Here is a 19,075-nt window from a genome sequence, read left to right as displayed (position 1 = left end):
CCACCTAAGCTTCGGAGACCGTAACGGTGACCGGGGACCAGTCGGCGATGACGGTCTGTCCGTGCACGGAGACGCTGCCTTCCGGCGAAAGGTCTTTTTCGGTCATGATGCCGAGCGCTACCGTGAACTCGTTCAGCTTGACGGGGATCCCCTGCTCGCGCCGCACTTCCTTGCCGTTAACGTAGAATACCGCCTCGTCGTTGCCGCGGTGGTACGTAATTTTGTACGTATTGAACTCCCGCGCCTTAAAGCCGGTGTCCTCGGTAAAAATACAGAAATATTTCGTACCGTCCCGGTCCGGCACCTTCACGCCCGGAAACGGCAAAATGCCATACACGCTGGCGTATTTGTCGTTCCCGGCAAAAAAGTCCAGGGCGGCGCCCGTCGTAAAGTCCAGCAGGTTCAGCGAAACGTAGCCGTCGTAGAGGTCGCCCGGCGCCGTCCCCTGCGTGCGGGCGCGGATTTGCAGCTCGAAGCTGATCTCGCCCTTCTCGGGAACCGCCACCGGCTCGGCGGAGTAGTACATATGCTTGGCGTTGTCCAGAATCTGCACCTGGTTATGGCCGCGGCTGAGCTGCGCCCGGACGTACAAGTATCCGTTGCGAACGATAACGACCGCTTCCGGCTCGCGGTAGGCCCAGAACGAGCCGTCCGGCAGCGTAAAACCGCCGGTCTTCCAGACCTTTCCTTCCGACAGGATGGTATGAAAATCACCGAGTTCAAAGGTCCGGCGGGCGGCGGCTGTTGTTTCGGCAATAGCAGTTTCTTTATGTTCCAAAACGGTCCCTTCTTTCTGTGTTTTGAGTTTAAATGAGGCCCTGAATAACCAGCGCGGCGGCCATAATCAGACCGCAGCGCACCGATGCCTGCTGCGAAGCGCCCATCAGCGGCAGATACGCCGCGGAGGCGTTATGGGCGCTGAGGCCGCGGTAGACATGCACCGGCGCGGCAATCGTAACAAGCCCAAGGAGCGCATAGAACGGCAGCACGCCGAACGCTACGCAAACAATCAGTGAAGCGTAAGAGATGTAGAGCAGCACGCGGGAGAAGACCAGCGCCCGGCGTTCGCCCCAGACGACGACCAGCGTCCGTTTGCCCGCCTGCTTATCGGCCTGCCAGTGCAGGAAGTGATGGTTGAACAGGAGCAGCGTGGTCAGGAGTCCGACCGGCAATGACAGCAGCACCGGCTTTAGACTGAACTCGCCGGTCTGCACGAAATAGGTGCCCAGCACGGGCATCAGCCCGAAGGCGACGAAGATCGCCAGCTCACTGTAGCCTTTGCCCCTGTATCCGAAACGCAGCGGCGGCGCAACATAGAAGTAGGCAATGAGTGCCCCGCCGGCCACGAACCACAGCACCTCCGGCCCGCTGGCTATGCTCAGCGCCACGCCGCAAATAACGGCGACCGCCAGCAGCCCCCAGGTCAGGCGGGCAAATGCCCGCTCGGACATCATGCCTCCCGACAAAAAACCCGAGTTGGTGGAAATCGCCCCGGGCGTCTCTTTAGCCTGCGAATCCGTGCCGTTGCGGAAGTCCCACAGATCGTTCACCATATTGGAGAACAAATGGGCGGCCGCGGCCCCGATCACGGTAAGTATAAACAGCAGCGGATGGAATTGCCCCGTCCAGACATAGGCTCCGGCGGCCCCCAGCACCACCGGGATCAGCATAACGGGGATCACTCGAAACCGCGACGCTTTTTTGAATTGTATCCATCGATCCATTCGGCATCGTGTCTCCTCGTATTATTATTTGATAATGATTCTTAACAATTATACATCAAATTTAAGTTACCGGGAGAACATCGGCGCGAAAAATGACTGTTATTTTATAGGCAAGTTACCGCTCATATGGTATGATAGGCACGCTTATTAGCGAATTATCGAAAAAAATGGAGGCTTCTATCGTTATGTCTGCACAACCGCAATCCCCGCAATCCGTCAAAATCGTTACTGCCGACCCTAGCGCCATCGGCCTTTTCGGATTGGCCATCGTCACCTTGATCGCTTCGTCGCAAAAGCTGGAGATCACAACCGGGCTCAGCTACTGCATTCCTTGGGCGATTTTCCTCGGCGCTTTTGCCCAGTTGTTCGCCTCCATTCAGGATGCCAAGCACAACAACACCTTCGGCATGACCGCCTTTGCCGCCTATGCGTTCTTCTGGTTCGGTATGGGGACCAGCTGGCTGATCAAGCTTGGCGTATTCGGCACCGTCCTTGCAGGAGGCATAGATCCGAAGCAGCTCGGTTTCGTGTTCCTCGGCTATCTCGTATTCACGCTCTTTATGACCATCGGAGCCGTTGAAGCGAATAGGGTGCTGCTGGTCATCTTCATTCTGATCGACTTCCTGTTCCTGGGCCTCACCTTTGATTCCTTCGATGTTGCTGCGGAAGCCTTCCACAAGCTGGCGGCTTACTCGGAAATGGCCATCGGGATCGTATCCCTGTACGGCTGCGGCGCTTCCGTGCTGAACGCCCATTTCGGACGTACCTTCCTGCCGATCGGCGCTCCATTGCGCATCTTCAAAAAATAGCATGATCCGGCAAAGTACAACGGTTAAGCCCGTTTCGCTGTTTTCAGCGGGGCTTTAACCGTTGTTTTTTTTTTGCAAATCTATTACGTTTATCCTTGCGCTCCGCTTATAATCGTGACATGCTAGAGAAACATATACGACATAAACCGACATTTCATGCATGAATTTTTCCGTAACGGAGGCACCTCATGGCTTTCATCCGCAAAAAGCCTTTAACGATCATCCTCGTGTTCATATTGGTTCTTCAATTCTCATTATTCTACTATTATTCTCTGTCGGTGGACCGCGAATACCGCGCCGAAAAAGCCAACCTATCCTCGCAAGCCGTAATGCTTACCTCCAACATCGAGCAGAAAGTATCGATTATTAAAGGCGTTTGCGCGTTTGTGGACGCTGCCGGCCTGAAGGCCGATCCTACCCTTGTGCAAAACTATTTGCGCGCCCAATTCCACAACTTTCCCGACGTGAAAAATATCGTGATCGCACCGGATGGCATCATCCGTTACTTATACCCGCAGAATGGCAACGCGGTGGTGGAAGGCAAAAACCTGCTGACCGATCCAGCGCTGGCAGCGCCCGGAATCATTCAGGAGACGATCGCTTCCCGCACCATTACCATCGACGGGCCGCGGACGCTGGCCCAAGGCGATTATGGCATGGTCATCCGCCAAGCCTTATACGACGGCAACACCTTTAAAGGCATCGTTTCGGTTACGCTAAAGATTAATGTCAGAAGCGACTCATTGCTGCCGGAGGATTCGCAGGTTTATGTGATGGATGATAACAACCGCTTTCTGTTCGGCAACCCGGATTGGAACAAAGGCCCCCAGATCACGGTTCCGGTCGAGATCTACAACCAGCATTGGCTGATCGGCATCCCGCTGCATTCCGAGAAGAAGGGGGAAATTCTCCGCAGCATTTTATGGATCGATATCGCCTTCCTGCTGCTGCTTGCGTTCATCCTGTACACTTCTTGGCACCAAAGCCGCTTTCACCGCGAGCTGGAACGCGTGGTCAGCATCCGCACCCGCGACCTGCGGGTGTCCAAACGCCTCTATGAAAAAATGGCGCATTACGACAGCTTAACCGAGATTCCCAACCGCCGGTTTTTCATGGACGAGTTTGAACGCCTGCTGCAAATGGCCGAACCGCTGCAAACGTACAGCCTGTTTTTCTTTGATCTGAACCGGTTCAAGGAAATCAACGATACGCTCGGGCATTCGACCGGGGATCAGGTCATCAAGACGCTGGCCGACCGGCTGAAGTCCGTCGATTTGCCGTACAAGCTGTTCGCGCGCATCGGCGGCGACGAGTTTGTCATGATCTTCGCCGACCTGCCGCGCAAAGAAATATCGACGATCTCCACCCGGATCAGCACTGTGATCTCCGAGACGCTTTATATTGCCGGCGCACATCTGAATCTGTCGACAAGCATTGGCATCTCCCTCTATCCCGAGCATTCGCTGGACAAGGAGGACCTGCTCAAATTTGCCGACATGTCCATGTATCAGGCCAAATCGCAGGAGGCCGGCAACTACTTCGTATTTGACTGGGATCTGCGCGAGAAGCTGGAACAGAAGACGAAGATCGCCAAATATTTGCAATCCGCCCTGGAGAACCGGGAATTCGTTATGTTTTATCAGCCGCAAATGAACGCCGCCACCGGGGAAATGATCGGCATGGAGGCGCTGATCCGCTGGAACCATCCGGAACGGGGACTGCTCGGCCCGGGCGCCTTTATCGCCGCGGTAGAGGAAGCCGGACTGATGATCCAGCTCACCGACTGGGTGATCCGGGAAGTCTGCCGCCAGCTCTGCGATTGGAGAGAGCGGGGAATGCCGCTTATCCGCACCTCCATCAACATTTCGAACAGCTGGTTCTACAACCGCAATCTGATCGAAAGCCTGCTGGATGTACTGAATCAATACGGGCTGGAGACGAACGTGCTGGAATTCGAAATTACGGAGAGCACCGCGCTCCTCGAGGAACATTATCCCTTGCTGCAGCAGATGCGTGATCACGGCTTCGTCGTGTCCATCGACGACTTCGGCACCAAATATTCATCGCTGAACTATTTGAAGCACTTCCCGGTCAACAAGATCAAGATCGACCGGACCTTCATCACCGGCATCGGGGTCAGTTCCATCGACGAGACGATCATCAAATCGATTGTTTATGTTGCCTCGCAGCTCGGTTATGACCTCATTGCCGAAGGCGTGGAGACCGAAGAGCAGGCCCGGTTCCTGATCGAGCATAACTGCCCGCATATTCAGGGTTATCTGTTTTTCCCGCCGCTTCCGGCAGAGGAAATCTTCAAGCTGGCTTCTTAGGAGGATATGCTGTGAAAAACCAAAGCAGCTATGGAATCTACGGCTTCCGCTTCACCGAGCCGGAGCAGCTCCCGCTTCTGAACTTATTTGCCGCAGGCCATGCCGCAGAGACAAGCCCCGCGTATCATTGGAACGGCCTCGAGCGGACCGATGGCCCCCTTCTGCTGTTTCAGTACACCACGTCCGGGACCGGCATCTTCGAGCTGAACGGACACAGCTACCGGGTCGGCCCCGGGCGGGCATTCATGGCCGAAATCCCCGGCAACCACCGTTATTATTATCCGGGAGGTCCCGAGCCCTGGGAATTTTATTTCGTGCTTTTCCGGCCGCAGCCCATGCTGCCCCTCTGGGAGAGCGTAAAGGAGCGCCTCGGCGTGACGCCCGCGCTGGACCCCTCCAGCCTGCCGGTCCGGCGGCTCCGCGACATTACGCTGGAAGCGCAGGCCGGGCGGATTACCGACCCGTACATCGCCTCTTCCCTGCTGTACCAGTTCCTGATGGAGCTAGGCAGGCTGGCGACCAGCGGGCCGCGGCAGCGGGAGAGCTGGCCGGCGGCGATTCAAGCCGCGGCCGCCTACATCGATTCGCATTACGCGTCCATGCTCGGACAGGAGCAATTGGCCGAAACGGTCGGCCTCTCCAAATACCATTTTTTGCGGACCTTCCGCAAATATGCCGGGGTGACGCCGAACGATTATTTGAACCGCGTGCGCATCGAGCATGCCGCCCTGCTGCTGCGGTCCACCGACGACGGGATCGAAGCCATTGCCGCCCGCGTGGGCTACTCCACCGGCAGCTATTTCATCAAAGTGTTCCGCAAGCTGACCGGCCAGACGCCGGGCGAATTCCGCTCGGGGAACGGCAGCCTGCTGTACAACCGTTTATTTTTCAACTGAAGCCAAGCGCACACGGACACGATACGCCGGTTGCCTCCGACTCTGGAGCGCAACCGGCGTTATTTGGCATGCCCGGAAGACGCGGCATACTTTTCCAGCATCCATCCATACTAAGAGCAATCTGTATTTTTCTGAAGGAGGATATGGCATGGGCAAAAAAATGAATCTACTGATGTTTAGCGGCGAGTACGACAAAGCTATGGCCGGGTTAATCTTGGCTAATACCGCCCGGGAGATCGACGTTGAGGTTACGATGTTTTTTGCATTCTGGGGATTATTTCTCGTCCGTGATCCGGAGAAAATGACGCTGGAGGACAAAACGATTTATGAAAAACTGATGGATGTCATTACCCCTAAGGGACCGCATCAGCTTCCGCTCTCGCGGATGAACTTCGGCGGACTCGGACGGATGATGCTGGAGGAGATGATGGAGGATCAGGGCGCGCCCAAGCTGGTGCATTTTCTGAAGGGTGCCCGTAAGAAAAACATCAAATTCTACGCCTGCAAGCTCTCCGTAGAGATTATGGGTTTTAAGCCGGAAGAATTTCTGCCCGAGGTGGAGATCATCGATGCGGCCGCCTACCTGAAGGATGCGCTGGAAAGCGATATGCAGCTGTTTATTTGAGCAGCCAGCCGGGCATTAACCCATTTCGCCCCGCAAGCATATACTGAGCGGGTAAATCCCCAACGGGCAGGAGGAATGTCCCTTGTCGCAACTTCTCATGAGCTCCGCCGCCAATACGGAACCCGCCTTGCAGGAAGACCGCTTCGCAGCGTTCCGCGAAAATACCGTCGGCAGTCGGCACCTGATTGATACTCCTTACGGGCGCAAGCCGCTGCTCTATGCCGACTGGACCGCCAGCGGACGGCTTTACGGGCCCATCGAACAGCGTATGCTGGAAGACTTCGGCCCGCTGATCGCCAACCCGCATACGGAATCGAGCATGACGGGGCGGCTGATGACCCGCGCGTACGACGAAGCAAGGTCCATCATCCGCCGCCATGTGCACGCCGGTCCGGAGGATGCGCTGCTCTTCTGCGGCAACGGCACGACAAGCGCCGTCAACAAGCTGATCCGGCTGATGGGCTTGCGGCTGCCGGATTGGCTGGAGGGCCGGTTAACCTGCCCGCCGGAGGAACGCCCGGTCGTCTTTGTCAGCCACATGGAGCATCATTCCAACCTGCTGCCATGGCAGGAATCCGTGTGCGACGTCGTCACCGTCCCGCCCGCCGCGGACGGCGGAGTGGACCCGCAGACACTGGAGGCGCTGTTGTACCGATACCGCAGCCGCCGCTACAAGCTAGGCTCCTTCACGGCCTGCTCCAACGTGACCGGCATCGAAACGCCTTATCCCGCACTTGCCGCCGCCATGCACCGCCACGGCGGATTATGCTTCGTCGATTTCGCAGCCAGCGCCCCTTATGCGGATATCCACATGCATCCCGCATCGCCGCTGGAGAAGCTTGACGCGGTGTTCTTCTCGCCGCATAAATTTCTGGGGGGCCCCGGCACCGGCGGGGTTCTCGTCTTCGATAAGAGCTTATGCGGCGGCCTCCGGCCCGATGAGCCCGGCGGCGGCACCGTGATGTGGGTCCATCCCGGAGGCAAACGCCGCTATATCGACGACGTGGAGGTGCGTGAAGACAGCGGAACCCCGGGTTTCCTGCAGGCCATCCGCACCGCCCTCTGCATCCGGCTGAAGGAGCAGATGAACGATGACGGCCAGCGGATGATCGCCAGGGAACGCGAGCTGTGCGGGATGCTGCTGGACGGACTTTCCGGCATTGCCGGTTGCACGATTCTCGCCGGCAACCGCCGCGACCGTCTGGGCATCGTCTCCTTCACGCTCGACCAGATTCACTACAATCTGGCCGTACAGCTGCTCAGCGACCGCTTCGGCATTCAGGCCCGGGGCGGATGCTCCTGCGCCGGGCCGTACGGCTACCATCTGCTGGGCATCGGCTCTGTCTGGTCCCAGCAGTTCATTGCGGGGATGAACGCCGGGGACCAGTCGCTTAAGCCGGGATGGGTGCGGATCTCACTGCATCCGACCATGGAGGACGATGATGTCCGGGCGATCGTTGCCGCCGTCGCCGACATTGCCGAGCACGGGAAAGCGTGGATGCAGGATTACCGCTACTCTAAGCAGCGCAACGCCTGGGTGCATCGTTCAGGCCAACCGGAGGATGAACGGATTGCCGATCTGTTTCAGCTGTAACAGCCGGGCCGTTATTTCCGCTGCTGTTCGGCGAGCGCAAAGCGGGCCTCGATGGCCCGCACGCACCAGAGCGACAAGCCGATGAACAGCAGCACGTAGACCAGCTCTCCCGGGCGGCGGATAAAGCGCTCCACATCATTGCCGATGTAGGTTACGGCCAACACCATAATCGCTTTGCCGGCGCATAGCGCAAGCAGGTAGGAGCGCAGCCGCATGGCCGCCAGTCCGGCCGCCATGTTAATGACGACAAACGGCCCCACCGGAAACAGGCTGAGCAGGAAAACGTAGCTGAAGCCGTTCCGGCGGACCCAATTCATGCTGCGCGCCACCTTCGGCCGGGCTGCCCATTTGCGGAAATAACGGTGCGAAGCCAGCTTGCGGATCAGCAGAAACGTCACAAGACAGCCGGACACCAGTCCCAGCCAAGAATATAAAAATCCGAGCCACAATCCGTACACGGCGCCGTTAAGTCCTACAATGGCGATCGTCGGCAGCGGCGGAACAAAAGATTTCATAAACGTCAGCCCGACCCCGGGCAGCGGACCGAGCGAACGGTACTGCTCGATCAGATCGCGCAGCCGGTCTTCGGTTAACCATGACGCCAGATCAAGAGTGAACACGAACCTTCCCCTTTCCTTCTCCCTCCAAAATAAATGAAGCCGTGCCTAATTATACAACACTCCCCCTTGCCGCGTATCCACCTTTTCCGGCCCTTGGCCCGCTTCTTCTTGACTGGACAAGCCAAAGCCGACGGGACTATGATTAGATTGGCTATTTGCCAACCTGATCCAGATTCGTAAAGCGAGGTCTTCATGATACCCTTTGACTACCGGCTGCTGGCCAAGCGGGCGCTGGCTGTGCTGTGTCTCTGCCTGCTGGCGGCAGCTGCGCTGGTACCGCTGCTTCGCAGCTCCACCTCTTCTTGCATCCGTCAGGAGCCGGGCACCTTTGATCTCTCCGGATGTCTCTTCGACCATTCCGCCACCTTCAAGCTGGATGGACAATGGGCGTTTTATTGGAACGAGCTGCCCGAACCCGAAGGGAGCGGATTTGCGTTTCAATCCGCCCCCAAGTATATGCCCGTTCCCGGGATCTGGACATCCTCCAGCCTGCCCGAATCCTACAGCCGTTATGGCGCCGCAACCTACCGCCTGACGGTGCTGCTGCCGGACCAGCCTGCTTCTTTTGCGCTTAAAATCAATAATATCCGCAGCGCCAGCCGCGTCTATATCAACGGCGATCCGCTAGGAGGCAGCGGCATCCCCGGCCTGTCCAGGCAGGATACCGCTCCGCGCAACAACCCGTACACGGTCGTCTTCAGCGCCCGTGAAGGGCGGGCGGATATCGTGATCCACACCGCCAATTACACCTACGAGAGCGGGGGAATCGCCGATTCCGTGCAGATCGGCTCTGAACCAGCCATCGGCGCGCTCGATTTGCGCAACAGCACATACGACATCCTGCTCGTCGCCGGATATCTTTTTATCGGAATTTATTTTATCGGCCAAGGCTTGCAGCGCAGAGAGGACCTCTCCTCGCTTCAGCTTGCCGTTTATTGCCTAATGTTCGCTGCATTTTTGCTTACGCACAGCGAAAAGCTGCTGTTCACCTATCTGCCGTCTATATCGTATGAATGGTTCTGCAAGCTGCAGCTGATCTCCGGCGTCGTCGCGTTTAACGCGGTGAGCGGTTATACGTATTCCCTGTTCCCGGCGCTATACTCCCGCGTCTTCCGCCGGATCACGCAGGTCTATACTTACGGGCTGTGCCTGATTGCCCTGGCATTCTCAGTCAGCTTTTATGCCAGAGCAGCCAGCTTTCTGCTGGTGTTCAGTTTCCTGTCGGTCTGCTACACCTTCTACGTTATGGCCAAAGCGGCCTGGCGCAAAGAGACCGGTTCGCTGTATCTGCTGATCGGCGTCATCGCCGCCATCATGTTTACGATGTGTCTTGCAGCCAATCTTTTTCTCGGCAAGACCTTCTATGCCGTACCGCCGGTCGCCGGCCCGATCTTTATACTGGCCGAAGGGCTGTTCCTCTCCGCCCGCCATGCCCATGCGTATGAGACCATCCGGCAGCTCTCGCGCCAGCTGGAGCGCCGCGACCGGGACAAAGACGAGTTCCTGCTCAAAACCTCGAACGAGTTGCGGACGCCCCTGGATGCCATGATCAATCTCTCGCTTTCGCTGTATGAGGGGGCCGGCGGGCCGCTCAGCGCCTCGCAGCGGGAGGATATGCGGCTGATCCTCGGCACCGGCAGACGGCTGGCGTTCATGGTGCGCGATATCCTCGACTACGAGCAGATCCGCAAGCGGCGAATCACCTTGAACCGGAAGCCGGTAGACATCCAAAGCGTCGCGGCTATCGTCATCGAGGTCTTCCAGTTCCTCAACAAGAAAGAGACGGTCCGCATTAAAAACCGCATACCGCCCGGCGTCTATTTCGTGTATGGCGACGAGCACCGGCTGATGCAGATCATGTACAATCTGCTCGACAACGCGCTTAAATTCACGGATCGCGGCAGCATCGTCTTCGAGGCCAAACGCCAGGGAGATGATGCAGCCATTGCCGTGGCCGATACCGGCCGGGGCATCCCGAAAGAGATGCTGGAGACCCTGTTCCGCGACGGCCCGCTGATGACGGAAGACGATACGCCGGAGCCGATCGGGCTTGGGCTGGGACTTCCCATCACCCGCAAGCTGGTCGAGCTGCACGAAGGCGGCATCCGCGTCGACAGCACCCCGGGCCAGGGCAGCCGCTTCACTTTTACGATCCCTCTGGTAAAAGACGAGATCGCCGATGCGGAGCCGGAGGATGCCCGCCTGCTGCTGTCGCCCGTCCGCCCGCCGGCGGAAGCCGCCGTCGAGAATTGGAAATATCCGAGACTCCCGGCGGCAAACGGCAAGCAGGAGCGTGGACAGGCCCCGCGCATTCTGGTCGTGGATGACGATTATGCCAACCTGAAGGCGCTGACGAACCTGCTCATCCTGGAGAACTATGCAATTACGAGCTTGCGCAGCGGCAGGGAAGCGCTCGCCCTGCTCGAAGAAGACCGCAATTTCGATCTATGCATTATCGATGTCATGATGCCGGAGATGTCCGGACTGGAGCTATGCAGACAGATCCGCACCAGCTTCTCGCCCTTGGACCTGCCGGTTCTGATGGCTACATCCGGGCAACTGCTGCATTTTAACGAGTCGGCATTCCGGGCCGGCGCAAACGACTTTATCCATAAGCCTTACGCGTGGAGCGATCTCAAAGGGCGCGTCAAAACGCTGGTGCAGCTCCGCCGCTCGGTGTCCGACCGTCTCAGCTCGGAAATCGCCATGCTGCGCGCGCAGATCAAGCCGCATTTCCTGTACAACGCGATCAATACGATCATCTGGATGAGCTCGCGCGATAATGAGAAAACCCGCCAGCTCCTGTACGATTTAAGCCATTTCCTGCGCGGAAGCTTCGACTTCAGCAATCAGGAGACCGCAATTCCGTTCGACAAGGAGCTGGAACTGGTCGAAGCCTATCTATCGCTGGAGCAAGCCCGGTTCGGCAAACGGCTGCAGGCCAGATATGATCTGGAGATCACCGGCTTTGCGCTGCCGCCGCTGATCGTCCAGCCGATCGTCGAGAACGCGGTCCGTCACGGCCTGATGGAAAAGATCGGCGGCGGGACCGTCGTGATCTCCACCCGCCGGGAGGAGAAGCTCATCCGCATCACGGTCGCCGACGACGGCAAAGGGATGAGCGACGAACAGCTTGCCACCTGGATGAACGAAGGCGGCGGTTCCGGGCAGCGGACGGGCATCGGCCTGCAGAACATCAACCGCCGGCTGCTGACCCAGTTCGGCCGCCCGCTCGTCCTCAGCCGCAGGCCGGGGGGCGGCATTGAAGTGCACATTACGATCCCGTGGAAGGGTGAGGGAACCTGAATTATTCTGTGATGATAGTGGATGACGAATGGCCCGCTTTGGAGCAGATGCAGGGCCTGCTGCGGCAGTGCAAAGGGGTCGGAGACATCCGGGTCTACGACAATCCGCGCGAAGCCTTCCAAGCGGCGGCGGAGCAGAAGCCGGATATCCTGTTCCTGGACATCCAGATGCCCGAGCTCTCCGGACTGACCTTTGCCGAGGAGCTGCTCACGTTTTCGCCGGAGACCGATATCGTGTTCGTTACAGCTTACCGGAATTACGCGGTAGAGGCCTTCGAGCTGTCGGCAGCCGACTATTTGCTAAAGCCGGTGGAGCCGATGCGGCTGCTGAAGACCTGGAACAAAATCACCGCCCGCAAGGTGCCGCCGGTCGCGGGCGCAGGACAGGGAACGTCCGCGGCCGTTCGGGTGCTTGGCGGATACGAGCTGACCGGGCCGCACGGGCCTGTGAAGTGGAGCACGCACAAAGCCGAGGAGCTGTTTGCCTACCTGTGGATTCACCGCCAGGGCAGCGTCAGCATCATCCTGAACGATGTGTTCCCCCAGTGGAATTACGAAAAGGGCAAGCAATACTTGCATACGACCGTCTACCAAATCCGGAAAACGCTGAAAAGCGCCGAGCTGGGCGAGCAGATTGAGTTGGCCTTCGACCGGGAGAACTACCGGCTGGAATCCGCAGGCATCGCCGACGACATCAGCCGGTTCCAGGAGGCGGCAAATGCCGCTCTGCAAAGCGAAGACCCGGAGCGCCTGCAGAACGCCGCCTCGCTCTACGGCGGCGAGCTGCTTCAGCCGCTGGACAGCCTCTGGGTGTATCCCGCGCGGGACAAAAGCCGGCGCCTCTATCTGAAGCTGCTGGAGGAGCTGGTGCATGGCCTTCTCCAGCAGGAACGTTACGATGAGGCCGAGGATTATGCGCTACGGCTTGTTGAATTGGAGCCGCTGGAGGAAAGCTACGTGCTGCAGCTCATCTCGCTGTATTGGCGGGTCGGCAAGCCGCTGCGGGCCCAGCGCAGATTCGCCTCATTCCGCGAGTCGTATATGAACGAAATGGGCGCGGAGCTGCCGGCGTGGTTTCTCGAAGAATACCAAAGACTCTCAGGCAACCTTTGATTTCTCAAAGGCTGCTTTTTTTCGCCAGTTTTCGACGTTTATCAGCAGTTTATCAGCGATTTATCAGCGGCAAAGATTACCATAGTCTTACAGGCAGAGGATGTCCTTCTCCGGGATGCACCGTATTCCGCTGCTGGTTAAAGTTTCGACGACAGGAGAATCCGCATGCAGAAATGGTCAGGTTTTAAAAGATATTTTCAAACTTCGCGTTTCCTCACCCTCATGTTCTCCATGGTTCGGGAGATTGCCGTGGATAATACCCAATCGGCCATGTCGGTGCATGTCACGACCAACAAACAGATCTACGTCCCCGGCGAAGACGTCGTCGTTTCTGTACATTTGCGTGATTTCATGCCGGAAGACTGCGGATATAGCTACATTAATCTGATGGTGCAATACGATAGCGACGTGTTTGAGAATACGGAATTTGTCAGCCAATACGTGTACAAAGAAGAAGCTTATGCGGCCGGCCATCAGGTCAGCAACATTTTTCAATATAACTTTCTAAGCCCCGTCGACGGCGGCGTTCACTTCGGCGTGAACAACCGGATGCGCGGGATCGACATTCAAGTCGAAGCCAACAGCAAAAAAGCGCCGATCCCCGCAGTCGACCAAACACTGGTTGCCTTCAAGCTGCGGGTCAAAAAAGAGGCCACCGCCGCTTCCTCCCTGATCAGCCTCGCCAATGAGTTTACGCGAATCCGGACCAGCGAAGCCGGAAGCAGCGTGTATCTCTATGCGCCCGACATTACCGAAGTTCCCGCCAAAGCCGTAGACATCATTCCTTATACATGACCTCCAATTCCTACTGACGCACAGCAGCGCCCTCCTGTATAATGAACAAAAATCCTGAGGAGGGTGCTTTGATGATCCATACCGACCTGCTGCGGCTGCAACGGACCACACCGGAGGATCTGGAGTTCGTTCTCACCGCCGAGCGGCATGAAGAAAACCGGCCTTACATCGGCCAATGGAGCCTGGAAGAGCATACAGCCGCGCTCACGGATGAGGATGTCCTCCACTTACTGCTCACGGATGCCGCCGGCCATTCCATAGGCTATGTCATCGTTACCGGCTTGCGCGACCCCAATTCAAGCGTCTGCCTCAAGCGCATAGTCGTGCATGCCAAAGAACGGGGGTACGGCACCCTCCTGCTCGGCCTGCTGACCGATTATATCTTCACGTACACGCAAACGCATCGCCTGTGGCTGGATGTGCGGGAGAACAACGACAGAGCCAAGCATGTCTACACCGGGGCCGGCTTTATACTGGAAGGCACCTTGCGCGACAGCATCCGGCTCGGAGAAACGTTCGTGTCCATGCAGGTCATGTCGATTTTGCGCCCGGAGTACGAGCGGAGAAAGAACTCCATCGCTGGAGCGGGATAACCTTCCCATATGTATATGAAAAAAACAGCCGGATCCGCGCTAAGCGCTTGATCCGGCTGTTTTGGCCTGGGGCCTTGCCGCTTCCTGGTATGCGGCAAGGATCCGGGTCGTCACATATTTACGGGCATCGGCGGTTAACAGCCGCAGTTCCACCGTCACGCCTGTTCCTCCGGTGAAGGTCACGGCAGCCCCGTCCAAATCCTCGGCCATGCCGGCAACGGTAAACCCTTGGTCCAGCAAAGCGTCGATGCCGGCCCGCTCCTTTGCGAAATCGTCGAACGCGGTCATTTACACCACTCCTCCGCCAATTTCCTTCCGGGCAGGGAGCGGCACTTCCGCCTCAAACCGTTTGCGGCGTAAATATTGGCCGCTGCCCGCCTGGCCGACGAACGTTTTGTCGCGGATGACGAACTCGCCCCGGCTGAGCACCGATACCGGCTCGCCGTTCACTTCAAAGCCCTCGAATGCATTGTAGTCAACGTTCATGTGATGCGTCGCTGCGGACAGCGTCCGCTTCACGTTCGGATCAAAGATTACGATGTCGGCGTCACTGCCGACGGCGATCGTGCCCTTCTGCGGGAACAGGCCGAACAGCTTGGCGCTGGACGTGGCGATAATATCGACGAATTTATTCAGCGAAATGCGGCCTTTCGTCACGCCTTCGGAATACAACAGGCTGAAGCGGTCTTCGATGGTCGGCCCGCCGTTCGGGATCTTCGAGAAATCGCCCCGGCCCAGTTCCTTCTGACCCTTGAAGTTAAAAGAGCACTGATCGGAGCCGATCGTTTGGAGCGAGCCGTTCCAGAGCGCATCCCAGAGCGCGTCCTGATTCCATGCCTCGCGCAGCGGCGGCGACCAGACGTATTTCGCGCCCTCGAAGTCCGGCTTCTCCAGCGCGGACTGATCCAGCACCAGGTACTGCGGGCAGGTTTCGCCGTAGACGCGCAGCCCCTTCTTTCGGGCCTCGGCAATCTTCCAGGCCGCTTCCGCGCAGGTGACATGCACCACATACAGCTGCGAATCGGTCAGCTCGGTCAAATAGGCCGCCCGCGCCGTCGCTTCGCCCTCCAGCTCCGGCGGGCGGGTCAGGGCATGATAGATCGGATCCGTATTGCCGGCAGCCAGCGCCTGCTCGACGAGGAATTCGATCACGTCGCCGTTTTCGGCATGCACCATGACGAGCGCGCCTTCCTTTTTGGCGGTCTGCAGCGTTTTGTACAGCGTGCCGTCGTCGGCCTGGAACGTATTTTTATAGGCCATAAATACCTTCAGAGAGGTAATGCCCTCGTCTTCGATAATCTGCGGCAGCTCGCCGAGCACGCGGTCGTTCAGCTCCGAGACCATCAGGTGAAAGCTGTAATCGATGACCGCCTTGTCCTTCGATTTGTTGTGCCACGTATCGACGGCCCGCTGCAGCGGCTCGCCTTTGGTCGTCAGGCAAAAGTCGATGACTGTCGTCGTGCCGCCGAAAGCGGCAGCCCTCGTGCCGGTCTCGAAATCATCGGCCGTCACCGTGCCGCCAAACGGCATATCGAGGTGGGTGTGGGGATCGATCCCGCCCGGGAACACATAACAACCGGCCGCGTCGATCACCTCCGCATCCGCCGCCTCCAGCCCCAGGCCAAGCGCTGTGATCACTCCATTTTCGATCAGGACATCCCCTGCATACGTATCCGCGGCTGTCACGATTATGCCGTTTTTGATGATTTTCTTCATCTCAGACCACCTCCGCTTCGGAATAGGTACCGCTAAGACCGCCCACGAGCTTTTGCCGCTGATTCCAGGTAAGCGGGACAGCGCCCGTATCCAGGGCGACCATATCGATCGCGCCCTCCGCCGGGCAGACGATCGAACAAAGATTGCAGCCGACGCAGTCTTCCTCCCGCACTTTTAGAACCGCCTTGCCGTCCTTGCCCGTCAGCATATCGATGCATTGATGCGAGGCATCCTCGCAGGCGATGTGGCATTTATTGCAGTTGATGCAGTTGTCCTCGTTGATCCGGGCCACCACTTTATAGTTCAGGTCCAAATCGCCCCAGTTGGAATAGCGCGGGACGGACTTGCCGATCAGATCGGCGACGGAAGCCAGTCCTTTCTCATCCAGGTAATGGTTTAACCCATCGATCATCTCCTCGACGATACGGAAGCCGTGGTGCATGACCGCCGTGCAGACCTGGATGCCTGTTGCGCCCATCAGCATGAACTCGACAACGTCCTGCCAGGTGGAGATACCGCCGATGCCGGAGATCGGCACGTTCACCGCCAGATCGCGGGCGCACTCCGCCACCATGCTGAGCGCAATCGGCTTTACTGCGGGGCCGCAGTATCCGCCATGGGCACCTTTGCCGCCGACATTCGGGATCGTATTCCAGCTGTGGATGTCCACGCCCGCCAGGCTGTTGATCGTATTGATCAGGCTGATGGCGTCGGCCCCGCCCTTGACCGCGTGGCGCGCCACCACCGTAATGTCGGTGATGTTGGGCGTCAGCTTGACGATAACCGGCGTCGTTGCCACCTCTTTGACCCAATAGGTCTGGGACTCGACCAGATCGGGCTGCTGCCCTGAGGCGGCGCCCATGCCGCGCTCCGCCATGCCGTGCGGACAGCCGAAGTTCAGCTCCAGGCCGTCCACGCCGATTGCCTCGACGCGCTTGACGATTTCATGCCATTTCTCGCGTTTCGGCTCCACCATCAGCGAGGCGACTACCGCATGGTTCGGGAACCTTTTCTTCGTCTCGTAAATCTCCTTGAGGTTGACCTCCAGCGGCCGGTCGGTGATCAGCTCGATATTGTTGAAGCCCGCCACCCGCTGCCCGTTAAAATGAACCGCCGCAAACCGCGACGACGTATTGATAATGGGTTCGCCGAGCGTTTTCCAGACTGCTCCGCCCCAGCCGGCTTCAAAGGCCCGCTGGACTTGATAGCCGGTATTGGTCGGCGGCGCGGAGGCCAGCCAGAACGGATTGGGTGACTTGATTCCTGCTAGATTGATGTTTAAATCTGCCATGCGATTCCCTCCCCCTCATAATGAACCCCGTCTTCAGACGGCGGAGCCGACCACCGTGTCCTGCCAGCCCAATAACTGCTTCGCAATGGCATATGCCGCATTTTTGCCCTGTTGGGCCGCCGATACGACCATGGCCTCGCCGCTGCCGGAACCAAATACAATATCGCCGGCGGCAAAAATTTGCGGATCCGAGGTCCGCCCCGTCGCCGCATCGATTGCTACCACGCCGCGGTCATGCGCGATGCCCAGCGCCTCGATCAGCTCTGTCCGCCGGTTCTGTCCGATAGCCACCACGACGGCGTCCACCGGAAGCAGGAATTCCGAGCCTTCGACCGGCATCGGGGTGAGACGTCCGTCCTTTCCGGTCTCGCCGGTCAGCTTCATCCGCACGCACTCCAGCGCGGTTACATGGCCCTCCGCGTCGCCGACGATGCGTCTGGGCATCGTGAGCCAGGAGAACTCCACGCCTTCCTGCTTGGCGAATTCATATTCAAAATCGTAAGCCGTCATCTCCCCGCGGGTGCGGCGGTACACCATCTTCACGTTTGCCGCCCCCAGCCGGATGGAGCAGGTCGCTGCGTCAATGGCAGTATTTCCTGCCCCGATAACGGCGACATTCCGTCCCATCAGCTCCAGGTTTGGAATACCGGTTTTGGTCGTCTCCACCAGCTCGATAGCATCATATACGCCCGACAGCCGCTCGCCTTCGATGCCCAGCGGCGGAACATAGCCCATTCCTGCCGCAAGCACGATTGCATCATATTCCGCTTTTAGTTCCTCTACCGTAATATCCACGCCGACTTTGACGCCGGTATGAATCGCTACCCCCAGCTTCTCCACCTGCTCCACTTCCCATAAGGAGATGGATTGCGGCAGCCGGAACGATACGATGCCGTGGGTGTTCAAGCCGCCGGCCAGCGGTTTGGCTTCATAGACTGTCACCTCGAACCCTTTGCGCGCCAGCTCGCGGGCCGCCGAGAGCCCGGCGGGGCCGCCGCCGATCACCGCTACTTTTTTTCCGTTGGGAAGCCCGGCCTCAAACAAGGTCTGTCCGCTCGCCGCGGCCCAATCGGTGGCATACCGCTGCAGCAGCCCGATTTCAATCGGCGCAGAGGCGCTGTTCAGCACGCAGGCGCCCTCGCACAGCTCCTCGGTCGGGCAGACGCGCGAGCAGCTCGCGCCTACGGGATTGGCATCCATAATGGCCATGGCCGCACCTTTTAAGTTGTCGGTCGCAATCCGCTTGATAAAGGAGGGAATGTTGATGCCGGTGGGACAGGCTTTAATGCAGGGGGCGTCATAGCAATAGAGGCAGCGGTTAGATTCCTCGATTGCGCCTTTGCGGGTAAGACCGGGCTCGAATTCGGCGAAGTTGCGCATAAACATATCCGGCGTGTACACGGTCAATGGAGAAACGCGTTCCATCGGTAACTCCTCCTTCACTCCAAGTGTATGTTATATAATATTACACAATTACGATATTTGCCTTATATTTTTTGCTTACTTCCGCTGAGAAATGTAGTAAAATGGACATCGAGCAGGAACTTCACGGCATTTCCTCTCCATTTGGGTTATATAATCTAACATTATATTCTCAATATAGTCATTTCAATTTTTCGTTACATTAGACAATATGTCTAATTTCAAATGCGGATTTTTTACCC

16 protein-coding genes are annotated in these 19,075 nt (G+C 58.0%); 9 read left to right on the top strand and 7 right to left on the bottom strand.

Features of this window, described 5'->3' with window-relative positions:
• Positions 1 to 4: 4 nt before the first annotated feature.
• Together BMW84_RS16195 and BMW84_RS16190 are read right to left on the bottom strand one after the other, a co-directional pair.
• The gene (locus BMW84_RS16195; protein WP_254773016.1) at positions 5 to 778 is read right to left on the bottom strand and encodes a DUF6081 family protein; all 774 of its coding nucleotides are present in this window, start codon (positions 776 to 778) and stop codon (positions 5 to 7) included.
• 28 nt (positions 779 to 806) lie between these two features.
• The gene (locus BMW84_RS16190; protein WP_091070207.1) at positions 807 to 1,724 is read right to left on the bottom strand and encodes a prenyltransferase; all 918 of its coding nucleotides are present in this window, start codon (positions 1,722 to 1,724) and stop codon (positions 807 to 809) included.
• Between the two features lie 185 nt (positions 1,725 to 1,909).
• Here BMW84_RS16190 and BMW84_RS16185 point away from each other — a divergent pair, with 185 nt between their 5' ends.
• The 5 genes from BMW84_RS16185 (at position 1,910) to BMW84_RS16165 (ending at position 7,978) form a co-directional block, all read left to right on the top strand.
• Entirely contained in the window at positions 1,910 to 2,533 is a 624-nt protein-coding gene (locus tag BMW84_RS16185; RefSeq protein WP_091070206.1) for an acetate uptake transporter, read from the top strand.
• Between the two features lie 188 nt (positions 2,534 to 2,721).
• A complete protein-coding gene (locus BMW84_RS16180) occupies positions 2,722 to 4,863 on the top strand; it encodes a bifunctional diguanylate cyclase/phosphodiesterase (RefSeq protein WP_091070204.1) in 2,142 nt (713 codons plus the stop codon).
• Positions 4,864 to 4,874: 11 nt separating this feature from the next.
• Positions 4,875 to 5,759, top strand: coding sequence for a helix-turn-helix transcriptional regulator (locus BMW84_RS16175; RefSeq protein WP_091070202.1), 885 nt, complete (start codon positions 4,875 to 4,877; stop codon positions 5,757 to 5,759).
• Positions 5,760 to 5,907: 148 nt separating this feature from the next.
• Positions 5,908 to 6,384 (top strand): DsrE/DsrF/DrsH-like family protein, encoded by a 477-nt coding sequence (locus BMW84_RS16170; protein ID WP_091070200.1) that lies wholly within the window; start codon positions 5,908 to 5,910, stop codon positions 6,382 to 6,384.
• 82 nt (positions 6,385 to 6,466) lie between these two features.
• On the top strand, positions 6,467 to 7,978 hold the full coding sequence (locus tag BMW84_RS16165) for an aminotransferase class V-fold PLP-dependent enzyme (protein ID WP_254773015.1): 1,512 nt from the start codon (positions 6,467 to 6,469) through the stop codon (positions 7,976 to 7,978).
• Between the two features lie 11 nt (positions 7,979 to 7,989).
• On the opposite strand, the gene BMW84_RS16160 is transcribed toward BMW84_RS16165, so the two are convergent.
• Positions 7,990 to 8,598, bottom strand: coding sequence for a TVP38/TMEM64 family protein (locus tag BMW84_RS16160; RefSeq protein WP_091070199.1), 609 nt, complete (start codon positions 8,596 to 8,598; stop codon positions 7,990 to 7,992).
• Between the two features lie 192 nt (positions 8,599 to 8,790).
• On the opposite strand from BMW84_RS16160, the gene BMW84_RS16155 reads away from it, so the two are divergent.
• The 4 genes from BMW84_RS16155 (at position 8,791) to BMW84_RS16140 (ending at position 14,404) form a co-directional block, all read left to right on the top strand.
• Positions 8,791 to 11,904 carry an ATP-binding protein gene (locus BMW84_RS16155; RefSeq protein ID WP_091070198.1) on the top strand — a complete coding sequence of 1,038 codons (3,114 nt, stop codon included), beginning with the start codon at positions 8,791 to 8,793 and terminating at the stop codon, positions 11,902 to 11,904.
• Positions 11,905 to 11,915: 11 nt separating this feature from the next.
• Positions 11,916 to 13,016 (top strand): response regulator, encoded by a 1,101-nt coding sequence (locus BMW84_RS16150; protein ID WP_091070196.1) that lies wholly within the window; start codon positions 11,916 to 11,918, stop codon positions 13,014 to 13,016.
• A 165-nt stretch (positions 13,017 to 13,181) separates the two neighbouring features.
• Positions 13,182 to 13,811 carry a hypothetical protein gene (locus tag BMW84_RS16145; RefSeq protein WP_091070195.1) on the top strand — a complete coding sequence of 210 codons (630 nt, stop codon included), beginning with the start codon at positions 13,182 to 13,184 and terminating at the stop codon, positions 13,809 to 13,811.
• 71 nt (positions 13,812 to 13,882) lie between these two features.
• The gene (locus BMW84_RS16140) at positions 13,883 to 14,404 is read left to right on the top strand and encodes a GNAT family N-acetyltransferase (RefSeq protein WP_254773014.1); all 522 of its coding nucleotides are present in this window, start codon (positions 13,883 to 13,885) and stop codon (positions 14,402 to 14,404) included.
• 39 nt (positions 14,405 to 14,443) lie between these two features.
• On the opposite strand, the gene BMW84_RS16135 is transcribed toward BMW84_RS16140, so the two are convergent.
• From BMW84_RS16135 to BMW84_RS16120, 4 genes are read right to left on the bottom strand one after another with little or no spacing between them, the layout of a single operon-like run.
• Positions 14,444 to 14,692: a hypothetical protein gene (locus BMW84_RS16135; protein WP_091070191.1), complete on the bottom strand. Its 249-nt coding sequence runs from the start codon at positions 14,690 to 14,692 to the stop codon at positions 14,444 to 14,446.
• Complete coding sequence (gene hydA / locus BMW84_RS16130; RefSeq protein ID WP_091070189.1) at positions 14,693 to 16,120, bottom strand: dihydropyrimidinase; 1,428 nt, start codon at positions 16,118 to 16,120, stop codon at positions 14,693 to 14,695.
• 1 nt (position 16,121) lies between these two features.
• Positions 16,122 to 17,411 (bottom strand): NAD-dependent dihydropyrimidine dehydrogenase subunit PreA, encoded by a 1,290-nt coding sequence (gene preA, locus BMW84_RS16125; protein ID WP_091070187.1) that lies wholly within the window; start codon positions 17,409 to 17,411, stop codon positions 16,122 to 16,124.
• 33 nt (positions 17,412 to 17,444) lie between these two features.
• Positions 17,445 to 18,836 (bottom strand): NAD(P)-dependent oxidoreductase, encoded by a 1,392-nt coding sequence (locus BMW84_RS16120; protein WP_091070186.1) that lies wholly within the window; start codon positions 18,834 to 18,836, stop codon positions 17,445 to 17,447.
• Between the last annotated feature and the right edge of the window lie 239 nt (positions 18,837 to 19,075).

The organism is Paenibacillus sp. NFR01 (assembly GCF_900111565.1).
Lineage (GTDB): Bacteria > Bacillota > Bacilli > Paenibacillales > Paenibacillaceae > Paenibacillus_AQ.
The sequence above is the reverse complement of the archived record's forward strand: the minus strand, read 5'-3'. Positions and strand labels throughout refer to the sequence as shown.